Here is a 19,697-nt window from a genome sequence, read left to right as displayed (position 1 = left end):
AACCCAGCGCACACACAGGACCGACGATGCTATTCGTTCGCCCCGCCAGGCTTTCCGATCTCGACGCGATCGCCCACATGGCGCGCACCGCGCAGCCAGTGCTGCATTCGCTGCCGCACGACCGCGCGGCGCTGGAAGCGCGCATCGCGCTTTCAGAAGATTCGTTTCGCGCGGACGTGGACTTCCCCGGTGAGGAGTTCTATCTGTTCGTGCTCGAAGATTCCGCCACCGGGCGGCTCGTCGGCACCTCGAGCATCGTGGCGGCGGCCGGCTACGCCGAGCCGTTCTACGCGTTTCGCAACGACGCGCTCATTCACGCGTCGCGCGAGTTGCACGTGAACCGCAAGATTCATGCGCTCACGATGTCGCACGAACTCACGGGCAAGAGCCGCCTCGCGGGCTTCTACATCGAGCCGACGCTGCGCGGCGACGCGGCCGCTCATCTCATGTCGCGCGCACGCATGATGTACGTCGCGATGAACCGCCGACGCTTCACGCCCGAAGTGTTCTCGCTGCTGCTCGGCGTGACCGACGAGACGGGCGCCTCGCCCTTCTGGGAGGCCGTGGGGCGCAAGTTCTTCGGGCGCGACTTCAAGGACATCGAACTGGCCTCGGGCGGACGCAGCCGCACCTTCATCGCCGAGGTCATGCCGGCTTATCCGCTCTATGTGCCGTTGCTGCCGGAGCCGGCGCAGCGCGTGCTCGGCGAGCCCGATCCGAGCGCCTTGCTCGCTTATGAGATCCATCTGGAAGAGGGCTTCGAGCCGGATCGCTACGTCGATATTTTCGATGCGGGCCCCGTGCTGACTGCGCAGGTGGACCGCACGGCCTCGGTCGCCGGCAACGAGACGCGCACGGTGCGCGAAGTGGCGCTCGCAACGAACCTCGAAGGCGCGGCGTATCTGGTCGCGAGCCAGGGCGCGGGCGAGTTCCGCTGCGTGCTCGCGACGCTGCCCGAGAGCGAGAAGGGCGCTGACATCATCGCGCCGCTCGACGCGAGCGCGCGCGCCGCGCTCGGCGTGCAGGACGGCGAGCCGGTGCGCTGCGCGCCGCTGTATCGCGCCACCCCGCAAACTGAGGATGCTTATATGGGAGACGCACAATGATCGTGGTACGCGTCGTGCAAACGGGCGACGTGGACGCGCTCGTCGCGCTCGCCAAGGAAACGGGGCCCGGCCTCACCACCTTCAAGCCCGACCGCGAGGCGCTCAAGGCGCGCATCGAGCGCGCGCGGCGCACGCTGGCGGGCGAGGCCGAGCTGCGCGAAGCCGGCTACTTTTTCGTGATGGAAGACACGGCCACGGGCGACGTGGCCGGCGTTTGCGGCATCGAAACCGCCGTGGGCCTGGAGCAGCCGTTCTACAACTACCGCGTAAGCACCGTGGTGCACGCAAGCCAGGAGCTCGGCATCTGGACGCGCATGCGCGCGCTCAATATTTCGCACGATCTCACGGGCTATGCCGAGGTGTGCTCGCTTTTTCTTTCGCCGCGCTATCGCACGGGCGGGGTGGGCAGCCTGCTTTCGCGATCGCGCTTCATGTTCATCGCGCAGTTTCGCGAGCGCTTTCCCGAGCGCCTGTGCGCGGAATTGCGCGGGCATTTCGACGCGCAAGGCACGTCGCCGTTCTGGCGTGCGGTCGGTTCGCACTTCTACCAGATCGATTTCAACGCTGCCGACTACCTCAGCTCGCACGGGCGCAAGTCGTTCCTCGCGGAACTGATGCCGCGTTATCCGGTGTACGTGGAGCTGCTGCCCGAGGAGGCGCAGGCTTGTGTCGGCCTCACGCATGCCGACACGATTCCCGCGCGCCGCATGCTCGAAGCCGAGGGGCTGCGTTATGAAAACCACGTCGATATCTTCGATGCGGGCCCGGTGCTCGAATGCCATATCGTCGACTTGCGCACGGTGCGCGACAGCGTGGTCGTGCCGGTCGAGATCGGTGAGGCGCATGCCGAAGAGGGCGTGCGCTCACTCGTATCCAATACGTCGCTCGGCGATTTTCGCGTGGGTTTCGCGCCGGGCGTCGTGCACGACGGCGTGTTCACGCTGGGCGCGAAGGAAGCGGCGGCGCTGAACGTCGCAGCGGGCGATCCGGTGCGCGTGCTCGGCCCCGCAGCGAAGCAGAAACAGGGATGACCATGAACGAGCTTTACATCGATGGACAATGGTGCGCGGCCTCGGGCCCCGCGTTCGCTTCGCTCAACCCCGGCACGGGCGAGACCGTGTGGAGCGGCAATGCCGCGAGCGCCGAAGATGTCGATCGCGCCGTGAGCGCCGCGCGCCGCGCGTTCGCAGCGTGGGCGCAAACGCCGCTCGAAGCGCGCTGCGAGATCGTGAAGCGCTTCGCCGCGCTCGTCACCGAAAAGAAGGAAACGCTCGCCCAGGCCATTGGCCGCGAGACCGGCAAGCCGCTCTGGGAAGCGCGCACCGAAGCGGCGTCGATGGCCGCCAAGGTCGCGATTTCGATCACCGCTTACGGCGAGCGCACCGGCGAGAAGCGCGCGCCGATGGCAGACGGCGTGGCGGTGCTGCGCCATCGCCCGCATGGCGTCGTCGCCGTGTTCGGTCCGTACAACTTCCCGGGCCATCTGCCCAACGGCCATATCGTGCCGGCGCTGATCGCGGGCAACGCGGTCGTGTTCAAGCCTTCGGAACTCGCTCCGGAAGTGGCGCGCGTCACGGTCGAACTCTGGCGCGAAGCGGGCTTGCCCGCGGGCGTGCTCAACCTCGTGCAGGGCGAGCGCGACACCGGCATTGCGCTTGCGAATCACAAACAGATCGACGGGCTCTTTTTCACGGGCAGTTCGGACACGGGCACGCTGCTGCATCGCCAGTTCGGCGGCCGGCCCGAGATCGTGCTCGCGCTCGAGATGGGCGGCAACAATCCGCTCGTCGTCGCGCCGGTCGACGATATCGACGCCGCCGTGCATCACACGATCCAGTCGGCGTTTCTTTCGGCGGGGCAGCGCTGCACGTGCGCGCGCCGCATTCTCGTGCCCGCCGACGCATTCGGCGAGCGCTTCCTTGCGCGCTTCGTCGAAGTGAGTGCGCGCATTACGGTGGGCGAGTACGACGCCGAGCCGCAGCCCTTCATGGGCGCCGTGATTTCGGCGCGCGCCGCAGGCAAGCTGGTGAGCGCGCAGGCGCAGTTGCTCGAGCGCGGCGCACGCGCCTTGCTGCCGATGACGCAGCGCGACCCGGCGCTCGGCTTCGTGACGCCGGCGATTCTCGACGTGACAGGCGTGGCCGACCTGCCCGACGAGGAGCACTTCGGCCCGCTCGCGCAGATCATCCGCTACGCCGGTTTCGACGACGCCATCGCGCAGGCCAACAATACGGCGTACGGCCTCTCCGCGGGTCTGCTCGCCGACGACGAAGCGCTGTGGCAGCGCTTCACGCGCGAGATCCGCGCCGGCGTGGTGAACTGGAACCGGCCGACCAACGGTGCGTCGAGCGGCGCGCCGTTCGGCGGCGCGGGCCGCTCGGGCAACCACAGGCCGAGCGCGTACTACGCCGCCGACTACTGCGCCTACCCGATGGCTTCGGTGGAGAGCGCGCAACTGCAGATGCCCGCGAGCGTTTCGCCGGGTCTTCACTTCTAAGGAACGACGATGCAAACCCTTGAAGCCAACTTCGACGGACTCGTCGGCCCCACGCACAACTACGCCGGGCTGTCGTTCGGCAATGTCGCCTCGCAGAACAACGAGAAGTCCGTAGCGAACCCGCGCGCCGCGGCGCAACAGGGCTTGCGCAAAATGAAGCGGCTCGCCGACCTCGGCTTCGCGCAAGGCGTGCTGCCGCCGCAAGAGCGGCCGTCGATCCGGCTGCTGCGCGAGCTGGGCTTCGGCGGTAAGGATGCCGAAGCGATCGCGCGTGCCGCGAAAGAAGCGCCCGAACTGCTCGCGGCGGCTAGCTCCGCGTCGGCCATGTGGACCGCGAACGCGGCCACGGTGAGCCCATCGGCGGATACGCCTGACCGGCGCGTGCATTTCACGCCCGCGAACCTGTGCAGCAAGCTGCATCGCGCGATCGAGCACGAGGCCACGCGCCGCACGCTTTCCGCGGTGTTCGCGGACCCGTCGCACTTCGTCGTGCACGAGGCGCTGCCGGGCACGCCCGCGCTCGGCGACGAAGGCGCGGCCAACCATACGCGCTTCAGCGCGCAGTACGGCGAGCGCGGCGTGGAGTTCTTCGTGTACGGGCGCAGCGAATACCGCCGCGGACCGGAGCCCAAGCGCTTCCCGGCGCGGCAGACGTTCGAGGCGAGCCGCGCCATCGCGCAGCGCCACGGCCTGACCGATGCCGGCACCGTGTTCGCTCAGCAGAATCCGGACGTGATCGACGCCGGCGTGTTCCATAACGACGTGATCGCGGTGGGCAACCGCAGCACGTTGTTTTGCCACGAGCGCGCGTTCGTCGACCAGAAGGCGGTGTACGACGAGCTGCGCACGAAGCTCACGGCGCACGACGCGCCGTTCCACGTGATCGAAGTGCCCGAAGCGCGCGTGAGCGTGGCCGATGCGGTGTCGTCGTATCTCTTCAACAGCCAGTTGCTGAGCCGCGCGGACGGCACGCAGATTCTCGTCGTGCCGCAGGAATGCCGCGAGAATCCGCACGTGGCGATCTACCTCGACGAACTGGTCGCGAGCAGCGGGCCGGTGGACGAAGTGCTCGTGTTCGATCTGCGCGAGAGCATGAAAAACGGCGGCGGTCCGGCATGCCTGCGTCTGCGCGTGGTGCTCAGCGCGCAAGAGCGTGCGGCAACGGCGCCCGGGGTGTGGATGAACGACGCGCTCTTCACGCGCCTCGACGGCTGGATCGAGCGGCACTATCGCGACCGGCTCGCGCCGCAGGATCTGACCGATCCGACGCTGCTCGTCGAGTCGCGTACGGCGCTCGACGAACTCACGCAGATTCTCGGCCTCGGATCGCTCTATGACTTCCAGCGCTGATACCCCGCTCGAGGACTTTCTCGCGTACACGCTCGCGGGCGCGCGCCCAGCCACGCCCGAGGCGGCGCGCGGCGAATGCGCGGGCGGCGTGCGCTGGCAATGGCTCGACGAGGGCGTGCTGGAGCTGGAACCGGCGCACATCGACGAGACGACGCGCAGCGTGCTGCTTTCGGCAGGCGTGCACGGCGACGAGACCGCGCCGATCGAGCTGCTCTCGCAACTCGTGGCCGACATCGCCGCGGGTCGGGCGCCGCTCGCCTGCCGCGTGCTCGCGGTGCTCGGCAATGCCGGCGCGATGCGCGCCGGCGAGCGCTATCTCGACGACGACCTCAACCGCCTGTTCGGCGGCCGCCATGCGCGGGTGCCGGCGAGCCGCGAGGCGCCGCGCGCCGTGGCGCTCGAAGCGGCGGCACAGCGCTTCTTCGCGAAGGCCGCGAGTTCGGCCGCTGCGCCGTTCGCGCGTTGGCACCTCGACATGCATACGGCGATCCGCGCTTCCGCGTTCGAGCAGTTCGCGCTGCTGCCGCACACGGGCGAGCCGCCCGCGCGCGCGATGCTCGAATGGCTCGCCGACGCGCGCATCGCAGCCGTGCTGATCCACACCGAGAAGGGCGCGACCTTGTCGTCGTTTACGGCGGAGACGTGTGGCGCGCTCGCCTGCACGCTCGAACTGGGCAAGGTGCGTCCGTTCGGCCAGAACGAGCTGGCTCGCTTCGCCGGCGCCGATGCCGCCGTGCGCCGTCTCGTGGCGGGAAAATTGTCGTTGCCCAAGGGTGCGCAGATGCCGCGCATCTTCACGGTGATCGGCCAGATCACGAAGCAGAGCGCGGCGCTCAAGCTCAACGTGGCCGCCGACGTGCCCAACTTCACGCCGTTCCCGCGCGGCGAGGTGCTGGCGGAGGACGGCGCCTACCGCTACGTGGTGCAGCACGACGAGGAGCGCATCGTGTTTCCGAATCCGGGCGTGAAGCCGGGCTTGCGCGCCGGCCTGCTCGTCGTCGATACGACCCGCGAGACGCTCGCCGCGCTCGCTTGAGCGTTTGCCGCAAGCGCGTGCGCTTTCACGCGCTTGCGCATCCACGACACCCACTTGCATGTTCGAACGCAGCGCGTGCGCTCGCCGCCGCGCTCGGGCGCGTCTTGCGCCCCGTGCCGCCCGCGCGGCGGGGCGCCGGCGCGGTCGCGGTACAATCGCGCCCTCGCGGTTGCTGCGGCGCACCACACGAGGGGCGCGCGATTGAGCCGTGTTTTTGGCGCAGCGATCCTGTGCCGGCGCCGGGAAGCCGTCTTTTAGCGGTGAATCGAACCATGAAGCTGCCCGAACGGGCTTCGCCGGCGCACCTAATCTGACTGGAATGAGACATTGATGAAGAAGAACTGGAACAAGCTGGCAACGCTCGCGTTCTGCGCGTCCGCCATGACGGCAGGCGCGGCAGGGGCCGCACACGCCGCCGATATCAAGGAAGTCCGCTTTGGCGTGGAGGCGTCGTACGCGCCGTTCGAATCGAAGTCGCCCGCGGGCGAACTGCAGGGCTTCGATATCGACGTGGGCAATGCCGTCTGCGCGAAGCTCAAGGCGAAGTGCGTGTGGGTGGAAAACTCGTTCGACGGCCTGATTCCGGCGCTGCAGGCGCGCAAGTTCGCCGCGATCAATTCCGACATGTCGATCACGGACCAGCGCCGCCAGGCCATCGACTTCACCGACCCGATCTACGCGATCCCGAACCAGATGATCGCGAAGAAGGGCAGCACGCTGCAGCCCACGCCCGAGTCGCTCAAGGGCAAGCACGTGGGCGTGCTCCAGGGCACGATCCAGGAAACCTACGCGAAAGCGAAGTGGGCGCCCGCGGGCGTCGACGTCGTGCCGTACCCGACGCAGGACCAGATCTACGCGGACCTCGTTTCGGGCCGCCTCGACGCCTCGTTTCTGGACGCCGAAGCTGCCTCCAAGGGGTTCCTGAACAAGCCGCAGGGCGCGGCCTTTGCATTCGCGGGCCCACAGGTCGTGGACGCAAAGCTGCTCGGCGAGGGCGTGGGCTACGGCGTGCGCAAGAACGACGCGGCGCTCAAGACCGCGCTGAACGGCGCGCTCAAGGACCTGAAGGCGGACGGCACGCTTGATCGCATCGCCGCGAAGTATTTCGACGTGAAGGTCGTGCTCAAGTAATCGGCCAGCACTGCCGATAGACCGACAGACCGACAGACCGCCCGGCCGCGCAAAATCCAGCCGGTCGGTTTTTTTTCGCGCCTTTGCTTCGGATTGCATATCAAGTGGTTCGTGCGTCGAGCGGCAACGCCATGCCGGCGACGCGTGTGGCACTGCAAAAACCGCAAAAAAATCCCGCGGATCGCGCAGAACTTCATTTCCGCGCCTTACTTGCCAGGATAAAATCGAGACAAGAAAGTGCCCTGTCCGGCGCGCAATGTGTGCGAAGCGCAAACGGTTGCGGCATGCCAGGAAACAAGACCAGGGCGCCGCCATGCGCGCGGCGCCGCGCGGGGGACCCCATGAGCTTCAACGCCGCAGACCGGCCGCAGATGTCGGAAGTCGCGGGCAGCACGCAGTCGCCGGAACAAGCCGGCCCGCCCATCGACGTGTATTTCGCGCGCCAGCCGATGCTCGACCGGGAAGGGCTCCTTTGCGCGTTCGAGACGTCGCCGCGCCTCGTGGACCGGCGCGAAAGCGCGGAAATCGAACAAGAGGCCGAAGCGGCCGCCAAAGACCAGGCCTCGGGCCTCGCGCCCAAGCCTTCCGCCACGAGCACCGCGCTCATCAAAAGCTTCGCCGCGCCCGTCTTGCGCGCGTCGCTCGCGGGCCATCCCGCCTGGCTCGACATGACGCGCGATGCGCTTTTCCACGACGGCCTGCAGCGCGTGAGCCCGGAACGGGTCATGTTCGAGTTGCCCGTTGATATCGGCGCGGACGCGGACCTGATCGCGCGGCTCGTCGAGCTGCACCGCCGCCGCTACCGCTTCGCGCTCGACCACGTGTCGAAGGCGGACGAGTCGCTCGCGAAACTGCTGCCGTACGTGGACGCCATCAAGATCGATATCCGCGAGATCGCGCCCGCGGTGCTGCCGAAGTTCGCGAGCGTGATGAAGGCGGCGGGCAAGCTTCTCGTGGCCATGGGCGTCGAGACCCAGGAAGACTATCAGCGCGCGCACGACTTAGGTTTCGACCGCTTCCAGGGCTACTTCTTCGCGAAACCGCATGGCGGCGCGCGCCGCTCGAGCGCGCCGCGCCAGGCGCTGCTGAACCTGCTGCATCTGCTCGCGGCCGAGCCCACCGTCGCGCAGCTCGAAGCGGAGCTGAAGCTCAACCCCGTGCTCGTGATGCATCTGATGCGGCTTGCCAACTCGGGCAGCATGAACATCGGCCGCAAGGTGACGACGCTGCGCGAGGCGATCAATGCGACCGGCACCAACGCGATCGCGCGCTGGACGCAGTTGCTGCTCTACGCGGACGGCCGCAAGATCGCCGCCGAAGACGACCCGCTGCTGCAACTCGTGGCCACGCGTGCGCGCTTCATGGAAATCGCGGTGACTCAGCTTGCCCACGCGCACCTCGAAGAGGAAGACGCGGCGTTCCTCGTGGGCGTGTTCTCCTTCGTCGAGGCGGTGTTCGGCGGCCCCCTCGAAAGCACGCTCGAAGTGCTCACGCTTGCCAAGCCGATCCGTACGGCGATCGTGAAGCGCGAGGGCGCGCTTGGGCGGCTGCTCGAACTTTCCGAGGCGCTGGAGCGTGCGGACTGGGCCCGCGTGGATGCGTTGTGCGCGGCGCTCGAGCCGCTCGACGCCGCGACGGTCGCGGCGATCTCGCTCACGGCGGCGGAATGGGCGGGTACGTCCGGCCGCGACGCGGAAGACGAGGGGCTGGAGCGGATCGAGGATTGAGCGGGCGGGGCGGTGCCGCGAAGCGATGCGGCGCCGCGCTCAGTCGTAACTCAGTCGGGAGTCAGGCGGTTTGCGGTACGTGCGTGAAGAAGCGCGCGAGCTGCTGCGCGAGATCGTTCAACGCGCTCATCTCTTTCTGTGAAATGCGGCGCGGCTCCTGGGTCACGAGCCAGTCGCCGTACAACAGTGCAACGGGCTCGACGCCAGGCGCCCCCACAGGCAGCAGGACGAACGCGCGCGCGTCGTCGAAACTCGCGCGATACCAGCCTGGCAGGCGCGCGAGTATCTTCGCGTCGCGCGCGTTCTCGATGAAGATGCCGACCTTGTTCGCGATGGCGAGATGAAACACGTCGGGCTGGAACGCGGCGGAAAACGAGAGCTTTGGCAGCACGTCGCCCATGTGCGGGCCGAAGCCGTGCTGCGCCTCGAACATGTTCGCACCGCGTCGCACGAACACCACGCTGCGTGCGAAACCGAGGCCCGCGAGCACGGTTTCGGTCGCGAGCGTGAGGGCGGTGCTCAGCGCGCTGTCGGCCGGCAATGCGCGCAGGTCCTCGACGCCGGCCGCAATGCGCGCCTCGGGATCGAGCGCTTCGCGGGCGATGGCGTCGGCGTTGGCGCGCAATTCGACGATCTCGCGCATCACGCCATCTTCGGCTTCCTCGCGCGCGAGCGCGAGACTCATCTGCACGAGCACATCGGCATCGGTCGAGAGCGCGCGGCCGTAGTGCTGCGCAAGCTCGGCGATATGCGTCTCGCGCATCTCTTCCGAGAGGCCTTGCGTGGTCAGCACGCGCGCGACTTCGGTCGAATAGTTGGTGATGGCGCGCAGCCACTGGACGTCGCGCGGTTCCTTGTCGGCCGGGTCGTACTGGCGCATGCCCGCACGGATCGTGTCGGGCAGGCGCCAGCGCGTGGCGGCTTCGAGGCCGAGTTCTTCGAAGGTCACGCCGAGCACTTCGAGGCAGGCCTCGTCGTCGCTCGCGCCTTCGTCGATCTCGCGGCGGATCTGGTCCCACTCGGGTTCGAGGTAGAACACCACGAGCAGCTTGCCCACCTGGCGCATCAGCGTGCAGACCACGGCCTCTTCGCCCGCGCGTAGGTCGCCATGCTCGGTGAGCTTGCGCGCGACACAGCCCGAGAGCATGGTGCGGTTCAGTTCGAGCTTGGCGTCGATGCGGCGCGGCGCGCTGTGGTGAAAGTGATCGACGATCTTCAGGCCGACGACGAGATGGCCGACCGCGTCCATGCCGAGCACCATCAGCGCGCGCGTGACGGTCGTGATGTTGCCGCCGAACGCCATGTACATGGCCGAATTCGCGAGACGCAGCACCTTCTGCGTGAGCGCGAAATCCGAGAGCACGACCTTCACGAGCGCGCTGAAATCGTAGTCGTCGTTGGTCATCGCCGCGACCGTGGTGCGCAGCGATTGCGACAGCAAGGGGAAGTCCCCGCGTTCATTCATGCGGGCCCACAAGCGGTCTAGCAGGACGGCCTTTACCATCTGAACCATGTCAATTTCGCGAAAGCCCTGCTGTTTGCGATGCCCGCATCATTGCACCTCGTGCACGTGCAACGCACCCGAAACGAAGCGCTGCTGCAATTCTTCTGAAGGCAGCGCCTTGCAGACGAGCCATCCCTGGATATGCTCGCAACCCATGTTCGTCAGCAGCTCGCGCTGCGCCTCCGTCTCCACGCCCTCGGCCACGAGTTCGAGATCGAGCGTACGCGCGAGCCCCACCACCGCGTTGACGATCGCCTGATCGTTGCGCGAAGTGATGAGGTTCTCGACGAAGCTTCGATCGATCTTCAGCTTCGAGAGCGGGAAGCGCTGCAGGTACGCAAGACTCGAATACCCCGTGCCGAAGTCGTCCACCGCGAAGCGAATGCCAAGCGAGGTAAGCTCTTCGAGCAGCGTTTTCGCATGCTGCGGATCGTGCATGAGCAGGCTTTCGGTGATCTCGAACACCAGCCGGCCCGGATCGACCCCGGTGAGCTCGATCGCCTCCTCGACACTTTCCCTGAAACGCGGATTGCGGAACTGCTGGGGCGAGACATTGACCGCCACGTACTGCAGCTCGATGCCTTGCTCGTCCCATTGGGTCAGTTGCATACAGGCAGCCTTCAAAACCCAGTTGCCGAGATAATTAATCAGGCCGACGGATTCCGCAAGCGGAATAAACGTTGATGGCGGCACGAGACCGTGCAATGGATGTTGCCAGCGGATCAATGCCTCCACGCCGACCACGCCGCGCGACGCGCTGCTCGTGATGGGCTGGAAGTGTAGCGAGAATTCGCCGTTGCGCACACCGTCGTAGAGGTCCGACTCCAGCTTCAGGCGCATCGCGTCGGTGGGATCGTCGACGGGGACGTGCAACGTCAGCGTGTTGCCGCCGATTGCCTTGGCCTGCTGCAGCGCCTGATCCGCGCGGCGGATGAGCGGCGTGGTGTCGGCGCTGCCATCGGCCTCGCTCGCCGCGGACGCATCAGGCCGCTGGTCCGGATGGAACGCAATGCCGATGCTCGCCGAAAGGTGCACGGGCTGGTTGCGAAACGAGTACGGCTGCAGGATCGAGGTGAGCAGGCGCCGGCCGAGCGCTTCGGCGGCGGCGCGCACTTCGTCGGGCGCGGCGTGGCGTTGCGGCGTGATCAGGATGGCGAATTCGTCGCTGCCGATGCGCGCGATCATTTCGCCCTGCAGCGCGAGGTGGGTGAGGCGCCGCGCGGTCTCGCGCAGCAGCTCGTCGCCGGCGTCGTAGCCGAGTGCGCGGTTTACACGCTGATAGTCGTCGAGGTCGAGCAGCAGCAGCGCCACCGGCACGCCGAAATGGTCCGCGTCGGCCTGGGCGCGCTGCAGCGCGGGCGCAAGCGCGGTCTGATTGGGCAGGCCGGTGAGCGGGTCGTGATGGAGCGCGTGGGTGAGCGCGGCCTCGGTGCCCTGCCAGCCGGAGACATCGAAGCCCGCGACGGCGAAGCCGGTCGTCTCGCCATACTGGGCGCGCTGCACGCGCAGCTCCACGGGAAGCGGGTAGGTGAGCGCCTTGACGAGGTCGATCGTGTCCTTTTCCACGGCGCCGCTGTGCGCGGCGCGCGCGATGAGCGCCTCCAGGCGCTCGTGATGCTCGGGCGTGACGATGTCGGCGAGCGTCGCGCCGAGCAGGAACTCGCGGTGATACCCCGCGAAGCGCAGGCTCGCGTCGGAGACGTAGAGAAAGTGCAGCCTCGCGTCCACATGCACGAGGAAGTCCACCGCAGCGGCCGTGTTCTCGAACGAGCGCGAAACGGCGTCGGCATAATCGGGTCCGGCTGCGCCAGGCAAGGAGGGCACGAGCGGCGCGGCGCCCTGGTCGGCGGCTGCGTCTGCTGCCTGCGCTGCAACTGCTGCGCTGTGTGCCTGCGCGGCATGCGGCGCGTTCGCGTCGCCAGGCATGGGCGGGTCGCCGGCAATGTCCTTGAGGCCGGCAAGCGCGTAAAACCGGTCGACGACCGTGCGCAACCAGCCCTCGCGGGGCGCGGAGATCCTGTTCGCTTCCATGTCTGTCGCTGGCAACCCTTTGTTTGTCTGTGGCGTCCCGGCCGGTTTCCATGTCCGGCTGAAGCCGCCCATCAGAGCAAGTTATCGACCCCGGACGAGAAATCTTTAGCCGCGGCGACCGAAAAAACACCTAACGCATAAAGGTGACGGGAGATCGGTGCGGTGGCGTCCAGATTCGGTTAAAGTGGCGCCGGTCGAGACGCCGTTCGCCTTGCGCGATGGGTCGGCGCGCGTGAAGCGCCCGTCTTGCGGGCCGCAGGGGCGGCCCGGCGCGTCGGCGGCCATTACCGGCCATTCCATCCGTACGAGTCATCCGCCATGTCCGATTCATCGTCAGCGTTTGCCGCGCCGGCAAGCGAGGCTGCGCGAGACGATGCGGGCAGGGGCACCCCTGGTTCCGCGCCTTCTATGCCGTCAGCTTCACAACCCGGCCTTGCTGCCGGGTCATCCACCGGTCCGCAGCCGTTTGTCTATCTCGGGCGGCAGCCCATTCTCGATCGCAATGGCGCGCTCAACGCCTATGAGCTGCTGTTCCGCGGCGGCGCGCAGAACCGCGCGGACGTCGACGACGACGCGCTCGCCACGGCCCAGGTGATGACGCGCACGATCGGCCAGCTCGGCGTGCCCGCGGTGCTCGGCCGTCACTACGGCTATGTCAACATCAGCCGCGAGCTGCTGTTCGACGACATCGTGCATCTGCTGCCGCCGGGCCGCTTCGTGCTGGAGGTGCTCGAACACGTGCGCTTCGACGCCGCGGTGCTGGAGCGTCTCGCGCAACTGCGCCGGGCCGGCTATCGCATTGCCTTCGACGACGTGTGCGAGATCACGGAGAACCTGCTGCGCGCGTTGCCCTATGCGGACATCATCAAGGTCGACCTGCTGCAAACCGAGCGCGCGGCGTTGCCAGGCCTCGTCGCGAGCCTCGCCGCGCACGGCAAGACGCTGATCGCCGAGAAGGTCGAGACGGGCGAGGACTTCGAACTGGCCTCGTCGCTCGGCTTCGAGCTGTTTCAGGGCTACTTCTTCGCGCGCCCGCAGGTGCTGCGCGCGCCGCGCGTGCGCGCTTCACGCCTCGCGCTCGTGCGCCTGCTCGCACTGGTGGCCAACGACGTCGGCACGGCCGAACTCGAGCGCGAGCTGCGCAGCCACCCGGGCGTAGTGGTGCAGCTGTTGCGTCTCGTCAATTCGAGCGCGTACTCGCCGGGGCGGCCGATTTCGTCGCTGCGCGAAGCGGTGCTCGCGGCGGGCACGCGCCAGATCGCGCGCTGGGCGCAACTGCTGCTCTACGCGAGCGGACGCGACCTGCCCTGGGGCTCGGACCCGCTCGTGCAACTCGCGGGCACGCGCTCACACTTCATGGAGCTTGCCGCGCGCAGCCTGAGCCCGCAGGACCCCGATTTCGCCGATGCCGCCTTCATGACCGGCATCTTTTCGCTCGTGCACGTGCTGGTGGGCTCGACGCCCGAGCACACGCTCGATCGTCTCGGTCTTGCGCGCGAGATCGTCGAGGCCATCGACGGTCATCGCGGCGAGCTCGGCACGCTGCTGCGCATCGCGACCGCGGCCGAGCGCGGCGATCACGACGGCGCGCAGCGGCTCGCGCGCGAGGCGGGCGGCATGTTCAACGCGCTCACGCCGCCGCTGCTCGGCGAGCTGAATCTGTGGGCCGGCGCGTGGTTCACGGCCTACGCCGACGGTTGAAACCGGGTTGTAAGATTGGCCCCGGGGGCGCGCGCTGCGAGTGCCGCAATTGTGTGATCCAATACCGGTATCGCCGCGGCGTCATGCGTCTCATTTGCATGATGGGCAAGACCCGCGGGCAAAACGCGCGCCGGCGTGGCGATTCAACTCGAGGGCATTCGACATGAAACCGAGGTTCTTTGCGGCGGGAGCCGTGGCGCTCGTCTGCGCCGGGCTTGCGCTCTTTACGCTGTCTGCACAGGCAACACTCAAGCCGGGCGATGCCGCGCCCGACTTCACGACCCAGGCATCGCTGGGTGGCAAGACCTACACCTATTCGCTCGCTTCGGAGCTGAAGAAGGGGCCCGTGGTGGTGTACTTCTACCCCGCTGCGTTCACGAAGGGCTGCACGATCGAGGCGCACGAATTCGCTGAAGCGGTCGATCAGTACAAGCAGTACGGTGCGAGCGTGATCGGCGTTTCGCACGACAACATCGACACGCTGACGAAGTTTTCGGTGAGCGAGTGTCGCAGCAAGTTCCCGGTGGCCGCCGACGAAGACTCGAAGATCATCAGGTCGTACGACGCGTCGATGCCGATGCACGAATCGATGGCCAATCGCGTGTCGTATGTAATCGCGCCGGACGGCAAGATCATCTACGAATACACGAGCCTGTCGCCGGATCAGCACGTGAGCAACACGTTGCGCGCCTTGAAGGAATGGGCCGCGCAGCATCCGCAGCAGTAGGGATCGCGAGCTATCGCAAACCGTAGTAAGCCACGAGGCCCGCCACGCGCGCGGGCCTCGTCGCGGTCTGTCCCAGTCGTCCCTCCGCGTTTCGCCCTGGTTTTTCTCTCCCGCCGCACGGATTCCTCGCATGCCGATCGTCGTCGTACTTCTCGCCATTGCCGCGCTCGTCTACGGCGCGTACTGGTCCTTCAACGCCATCGGGGCGCGCTTCGGCACGGGCGTTGCCGTGGGCGCAGCGGTGCTCGCCGCGGCGTTGTTCGTCGCGCTCGTCGCCTGGTGGTGGCGCCGCATGCGCGACGTGGCGCCCAATATGCGCGGCGAAGGCGACTGGACGCACCGTGTGGCCGGCGCCTGGGGCGAGGTCCGTCTCGCGGCGGGCAAGCGCTTTTGCGAGCTGACGCAGGGCGGGGCGCATGGCGCGTATATCTTCGCCGACCTGCAAGGCGCGCAGCCGGCGCACGATGCCAACGGCTGGCACGTGGCGCTGCGTGTGGCCGATCCGAAGCACCCGCTCTGGCAATTGCCGATGCAAAGCGAGCGTGAAGCGAAGCGCTGGGCGCGCATTTTCAGGCTGGCGATTGCGCAAAAACTCTGAGCGCGGCGGCCGCGCCGAACGATCCGGCCGCGCCGCTGTCTCAACAAGTTCCCGGCAGTCCTGGCCGGCAACGCACACTGGATATGTCACGAAGACCCTGGATCGCGGCGGCCTTGATCGCCGTCTGCGCCACGCTGCTCGCGGCGTGCGACCAGCAAAAGGTCGCCGACGCCGTCAACGCGATCAAACCCGATTCGATGGCATTCGGCGGCCTGCGCATTGGCGTGTCGACGGTCGAGGACGTGCGCCGGCAGGCGGGCAAGCCCGAAATGGTGTGGGAAGACGACGACGGCGCGCAGCGCCTCGAATACCCGCGCGGGCCCAACGGCCTCACCACGTGGATGCTCGACTTCGACGCGAACGGCAAGCTCGTGGCGATGACCCAGGCGCTTACGGCGCAGAATATCGCCCAGGTCGTGCCGGGCATGCCGCAGGACGAAGTGCGGCGCCTGCTCGGCAAGCCGGCCGCGGTAGCAAAATACGCGCTGAGCCACGAGGAAGTGTGGAGCTGGCACTGGGCCGAAGGCGGTGTGGCGGGGGACGGCATGTTCAACGCCCATTTCGCGCCGGATGGGCTCGTAATCAGGACGTCGCGCTCGGATGCACCGGGTCACGAGCAGCATTGAGGCGGCGAGCGCATCGATCGCGCCAGCCGCAAGGAGGAAGCAGATGAAACGTATCGCGTTGCTGTGGCATGTGGTGAAGGGCGATGCGCGCGTGCTGTGGCACGCGCTGCGCCAGCCGGGGCGCCCCGTGTGGCTCGTGCCCGCCACCGCGTTGCTCGCGCTCTATGCGCTCGACCCGTTCAACATCGCGATGCCGCTCGCCGGCGTTGTGGACGATGGGATCATCGTGCCGCTGCTGCTGCATCTGATCGTGCGTTGCCTGCCGGCGCATTTGCGCCAGCGTGAGTCTCGAAGAACTGCACGCGCATAAAAAACGGCTGAAGCACGCTTCAGCCGTTTTCTGCCGCAAGACCGCCCACTCACTCCGCCTGCGCCGCGGGCGCCGCGCGCCCGCGCTTCGCATCCCACCACATGCGCAGCCGGTCCATGTACAGGTAGACCACCGGCGTCGTATAGAGCGTGAGCATCTGGCTCACGATCAGACCGCCCACGATCGAAATGCCGAGCGGCGCGCGCAGCTCCGCGCCTTCGCCGCGCCCGAACGCGAGCGGCAGCGCGCCGAGCAACGCCGCACAGGTCGTCATCATGATCGGCCGGAAGCGCAGCAGGCAGGCCTGGTAAATCGCATCGCGCGAACTCAGCCCCTCACGCGAGGCCTGAATCGCGAAGTCCACCATCATGATCGCGTTCTTTTTCACGATGCCGATCAGCAGAATCACGCCGATCAACGCGATGATGCTGAACTCCGTCTTGAAGAGCAGCAGCGCGAGCAGGGCGCCCACGCCCGCCGAGGGCAAGGTGGACAGAATCGTGAGCGGGTGGATGTAGCTCTCGTACAGAATTCCCAACACGATATACACGGCCGCGAGCGCCGCGAGTATCAGCAGCGGCTGGTTGTCGAGCGACTGCTGGAACGCCTGCGCCGTGCCCTGGAAGCTGCCGTGAATCGTGGCGGGCATGCCGATCTCGCCCATCGTGTCGTAGATCGCCTGGGTGGCGTCGGAGAGCGATTTGCCGGGCGGCAGGTTGAACGAGATCGTCGAGGCCACGAACTGGCTCTGGTGATTCACCGAAAGCGGCGTCGTGCCGGGGCCGAATGAGGCGATCGACGAGAGCGGCACCATATTCTCCTTCGACGTGGACACAGCCGCGCCCGACGACGCGCTCGACTTGCCGCTCGCGGCGAGCGAGTTGGTCGCGAGGTTGCGCGCGGAGTCCGCGGCGATGGCTGCGGCGCTCGTCGCGGTGGTGGCGGCCGTGCCGCCCGTCTTGGCGGTGGTGGGGCCCGTCACCGTGCCGGCCGTCGCGTTGGTGCTCTGCGCGCCGCTCGCCGTGCCGCCCGAGGTGCTCACCCAGATCTCGTTGAGCATGGTCGGGCTCTGCCAGTACTTCGGCGCGACTTCCATCACCACGTGGTACTGGTTGAGCGGGTTGTAGATCGTCGAGACCTGGCGCTGGCCGAACGCGTCGTAAAGCGTGTTGTCGATCTGCGAGGGCGTGATGTTCAGCCGCGCGGCGCTCTGCCGGTCGATGTTGATCATCGACTCGAGGCCGCCTTGTTGCTGGTCCGAATTCACGTCGGCGAGTTCGGGGCGCGCCTGCAGCGCCTCGGTGAGCTTCGGCCCCCACTTGTAGAGATCGGCGGTGTTGTCCGCGAGCAGCGTGAACTGGTACTGCGCGTTCGACTGCCTGCCGCCCACGCGAATATCCTGCACCGCTTGCAGGAAGGTGCGCGCGCCCGCCACGTTCGAGAGCGGCCCGCGCAGCTGTGCGATCACCTCGTCGGCGGAAATCTTGCGCTCGCTCTTGGGCTTGAGCGAGACGAACATGAAGCCCGAGTTGGTCGCGCGCCCGCCTGAGAACCCCGCGACCGATTCCACCGCCGGGTTCGCCTGCACGATGCGCATCATTTCGGAGAACTTCACCTTCATCGCCTGGAACGAGGTGGACTGGTCGGCCTGGATGCCGCCGATCAGACGCCCCGTGTCCTGCTGCGGGAAGAAGCCCTTGGGCACGATCACGTAGAGCGCGACGTTCAGCGCGATGGTCGCGACGAGCGTGAGCAGGATGACGAACGGATGCGCCAGCGCCCAGCCGAGCGTGCGCTCGTAGCCGCCCTGCATGCGCTGGAAGCCGCGTTCGAGCCACTGCGCGAAGCGGCCTTCTTCCTTCTTCTCATGCGCCTCTTCGAGCAGGCGCGAGCACATCATCGGCGTGAGCGTGAGAGAAACGGCGAGCGACACCGCAATGGCGAGCGAAAGCGTGAGCGCGAACTCGCGGAACAAGCGCCCGACAATGCCGCCCATCAGCAAAATAGGCAGGAACACGGCAACGAGCGAGACGCTGATCGAGAGCACCGTGAAGCCGACCTCGCGCGCGCCGAGCAGCGCCGCCTTCATGCGCGGCACGCCGTTTTCGATATGCCGCGAGATGTTCTCCAGCACGACGATGGCGTCGTCCACGACGAAGCCGGTCGCGATGGTGAGCGCCATCAGCGAGAGGTTGTCGAGCGAGAAGCCCATCAGGTACATCGCCGCGAAGGTGCCGATGATCGAGATGGGCACGGCCACGCTCGGAATGAGCGTCGCGCGCCAGTTGCGCAGGAACAGGAACACCACCATCACGACGAGCGCCACGGCGATGATGAGCGTGCGCTCGGTGTCCTTGAGCGAGGAGCGGATCGTGACCGAGCGGTCGGACGTCGGGATCACCTCGACGTCGGCGGGCAGCGACGCCTTGAGCTGCGGCAGCATGGCAACGACGCGGTCCACGGTCTCGATGATGTTCGCGCCGGGCTGGCGGTAGAGGATCACGAGCACGGAGCGCTTGCCGTTGGCGAGGCCGATGTTGCGCAGGTCTTCCACCGAATCGACCACTTCGCCGACGTCCGAGAGCTTCACGCCCGCGCCGTTGCGGTAAGCGATCACGAGGTCCTTGTACTGGCTCGCCTTGCTTGCCTGGTCGTTGGTGTAGAGCTGGAAGCGCTGCGGGCCGAATTCGAGATCGCCCTTCGGGCTGTTCGCATTGGCCGAGGCGAGCGCCGCGCGCACGTCTTCGAGGCCGATGCCGTAGTGAAAGAGCGCGTGCGGCTCCAGCTCCACGCGCACGGCCGGATTCGCCGAGCCGCTCACGTCGACTTCGCCCACGCCGTCCACCTGCGAGAGCGACTGTTGGAGCACCGTGGCCGCCGAGTCGTAGAGCTGGCCCGCGCTCAAGGTGGGCGAAGTGAGCGCGAGAATCAGGATCGGCGCGTCGGCGGGGTTGACCTTGTGGTAGGTCGGGTTCTGCCGCAGGCTCGTGGGCAGGTCCGCGCGCGCCGCGTTGATCGCCGCCTGCACGTCGCGCGCCGCGCCGTCGATGTCGCGGTTCAGGCCGAATTGCAGCGTGATGCGCGTGCTGCCCACCGAGCTCTGCGAGGTCATCTCCGTGACGTCGGCTATCGAGCCGAGGTGGCGCTCCAGCGGGCTCGCCACGCTGGTCGCCACCGTTTCCGGGCTCGCGCCCGGCAAGGTGGCCTGCACGGAGATGGTCGGAAAGTCCACCTGCGGCAAAGGCGCGACCGGCAGCTTCGTGAACGCGAAGAGGCCGGCCAGCGCGATGCCGATGGCGAGCAGCGTGGTCGCGACGGGGCGCGAGATGAACGGGCGCGAGAGATTCATCGCG

The 19,697-nt window shown here is 67.3% G+C and carries 15 protein-coding genes; 12 read left to right on the top strand and 3 right to left on the bottom strand.

All coding sequences use genetic code 11. The features are described from left to right. Positions 1-26 precede the first annotated feature (26 nt). The 7 genes from aruF to M3I53_RS01835 all read left to right on the top strand — a co-directional run bounded on the left by aruF (position 27) and on the right by M3I53_RS01835 (position 8,847). Entirely contained in the window at positions 27-1,106 is a 1,080-nt protein-coding gene (gene aruF, locus M3I53_RS01865) for an arginine/ornithine succinyltransferase subunit alpha (RefSeq protein WP_254314272.1), read from the top strand. Then, positions 1,103-2,137, top strand: coding sequence for an arginine N-succinyltransferase (astA, locus tag M3I53_RS01860; protein WP_254314271.1), 1,035 nt, complete (start codon positions 1,103-1,105; stop codon positions 2,135-2,137). Before aruF ends, astA begins: the two co-directional genes overlap by 4 nt. A gap of 2 nt (positions 2,138-2,139) precedes the next feature. Next, the gene (gene astD / locus M3I53_RS01855) at positions 2,140-3,603 is read left to right on the top strand and encodes a succinylglutamate-semialdehyde dehydrogenase (protein WP_254314270.1); all 1,464 of its coding nucleotides are present in this window, start codon (positions 2,140-2,142) and stop codon (positions 3,601-3,603) included. A 9-nt stretch (positions 3,604-3,612) separates the two neighbouring features. After that, positions 3,613-4,953, top strand: coding sequence for an N-succinylarginine dihydrolase (gene astB / locus M3I53_RS01850; protein WP_254314269.1), 1,341 nt, complete (start codon positions 3,613-3,615; stop codon positions 4,951-4,953). Then, positions 4,937-5,989 carry a succinylglutamate desuccinylase gene (astE, locus tag M3I53_RS01845; RefSeq protein WP_254314268.1) on the top strand — a complete coding sequence of 351 codons (1,053 nt, stop codon included), beginning with the start codon at positions 4,937-4,939 and terminating at the stop codon, positions 5,987-5,989. The genes astB and astE overlap by 17 nt, the downstream gene beginning before the upstream one ends. Positions 5,990-6,319: 330 nt before the next feature. Further along, a complete protein-coding gene (locus tag M3I53_RS01840; RefSeq protein ID WP_254314267.1) occupies positions 6,320-7,120 on the top strand; it encodes an ABC transporter substrate-binding protein in 801 nt (266 codons plus the stop codon). 341 nt (positions 7,121-7,461) lie between these two features. Next, positions 7,462-8,847 (top strand): EAL and HDOD domain-containing protein, encoded by a 1,386-nt coding sequence (locus M3I53_RS01835; RefSeq protein ID WP_375542446.1) that lies wholly within the window; start codon positions 7,462-7,464, stop codon positions 8,845-8,847. 61 nt (positions 8,848-8,908) lie between these two features. Here M3I53_RS01835 and M3I53_RS01830 read toward each other — a convergent pair whose 3' ends face one another. Then, positions 8,909-10,351, bottom strand: coding sequence for an HDOD domain-containing protein (locus M3I53_RS01830; RefSeq protein WP_254314382.1), 1,443 nt, complete (start codon positions 10,349-10,351; stop codon positions 8,909-8,911). A 48-nt stretch (positions 10,352-10,399) separates the two neighbouring features. Continuing rightward, positions 10,400-12,382, bottom strand: coding sequence for a bifunctional diguanylate cyclase/phosphodiesterase (locus M3I53_RS01825; RefSeq protein WP_254314266.1), 1,983 nt, complete (start codon positions 12,380-12,382; stop codon positions 10,400-10,402). 408 nt (positions 12,383-12,790) lie between these two features. Here M3I53_RS01825 and M3I53_RS01820 point away from each other — a divergent pair, with 408 nt between their 5' ends. The 5 genes from M3I53_RS01820 (at position 12,791) to M3I53_RS01800 (ending at position 16,344) form a co-directional block, all read left to right on the top strand. After that, positions 12,791-14,083, top strand: coding sequence for an EAL and HDOD domain-containing protein (locus tag M3I53_RS01820; protein ID WP_254314265.1), 1,293 nt, complete (start codon positions 12,791-12,793; stop codon positions 14,081-14,083). Positions 14,084-14,246: 163 nt separating this feature from the next. After that, a complete protein-coding gene (locus M3I53_RS01815) occupies positions 14,247-14,810 on the top strand; it encodes a peroxiredoxin (RefSeq protein ID WP_254314264.1) in 564 nt (187 codons plus the stop codon). A gap of 130 nt (positions 14,811-14,940) precedes the next feature. Further along, the gene (locus M3I53_RS01810; RefSeq protein ID WP_254314263.1) at positions 14,941-15,408 is read left to right on the top strand and encodes a hypothetical protein; all 468 of its coding nucleotides are present in this window, start codon (positions 14,941-14,943) and stop codon (positions 15,406-15,408) included. Between the two features lie 83 nt (positions 15,409-15,491). Then, positions 15,492-16,034, top strand: coding sequence for an outer membrane protein assembly factor BamE (locus tag M3I53_RS01805; RefSeq protein WP_254314262.1), 543 nt, complete (start codon positions 15,492-15,494; stop codon positions 16,032-16,034). Between the two features lie 43 nt (positions 16,035-16,077). After that, positions 16,078-16,344: a hypothetical protein gene (locus M3I53_RS01800; RefSeq protein ID WP_254314261.1), complete on the top strand. Its 267-nt coding sequence runs from the start codon at positions 16,078-16,080 to the stop codon at positions 16,342-16,344. A gap of 49 nt (positions 16,345-16,393) precedes the next feature. On the opposite strand, the gene M3I53_RS01795 is transcribed toward M3I53_RS01800, so the two are convergent. Next, a complete protein-coding gene (locus M3I53_RS01795) occupies positions 16,394-19,693 on the bottom strand; it encodes an efflux RND transporter permease subunit (protein ID WP_254314260.1) in 3,300 nt (1,099 codons plus the stop codon). Positions 19,694-19,697 lie beyond the last annotated feature (4 nt).

Source organism: Paraburkholderia sp. CNPSo 3272 (assembly GCF_024206495.1).
Lineage (GTDB): Bacteria > Pseudomonadota > Gammaproteobacteria > Burkholderiales > Burkholderiaceae > Paraburkholderia.
Note: the sequence above shows the minus strand (reverse complement) of the source record. Positions and strands in the feature narration are given on the sequence as shown.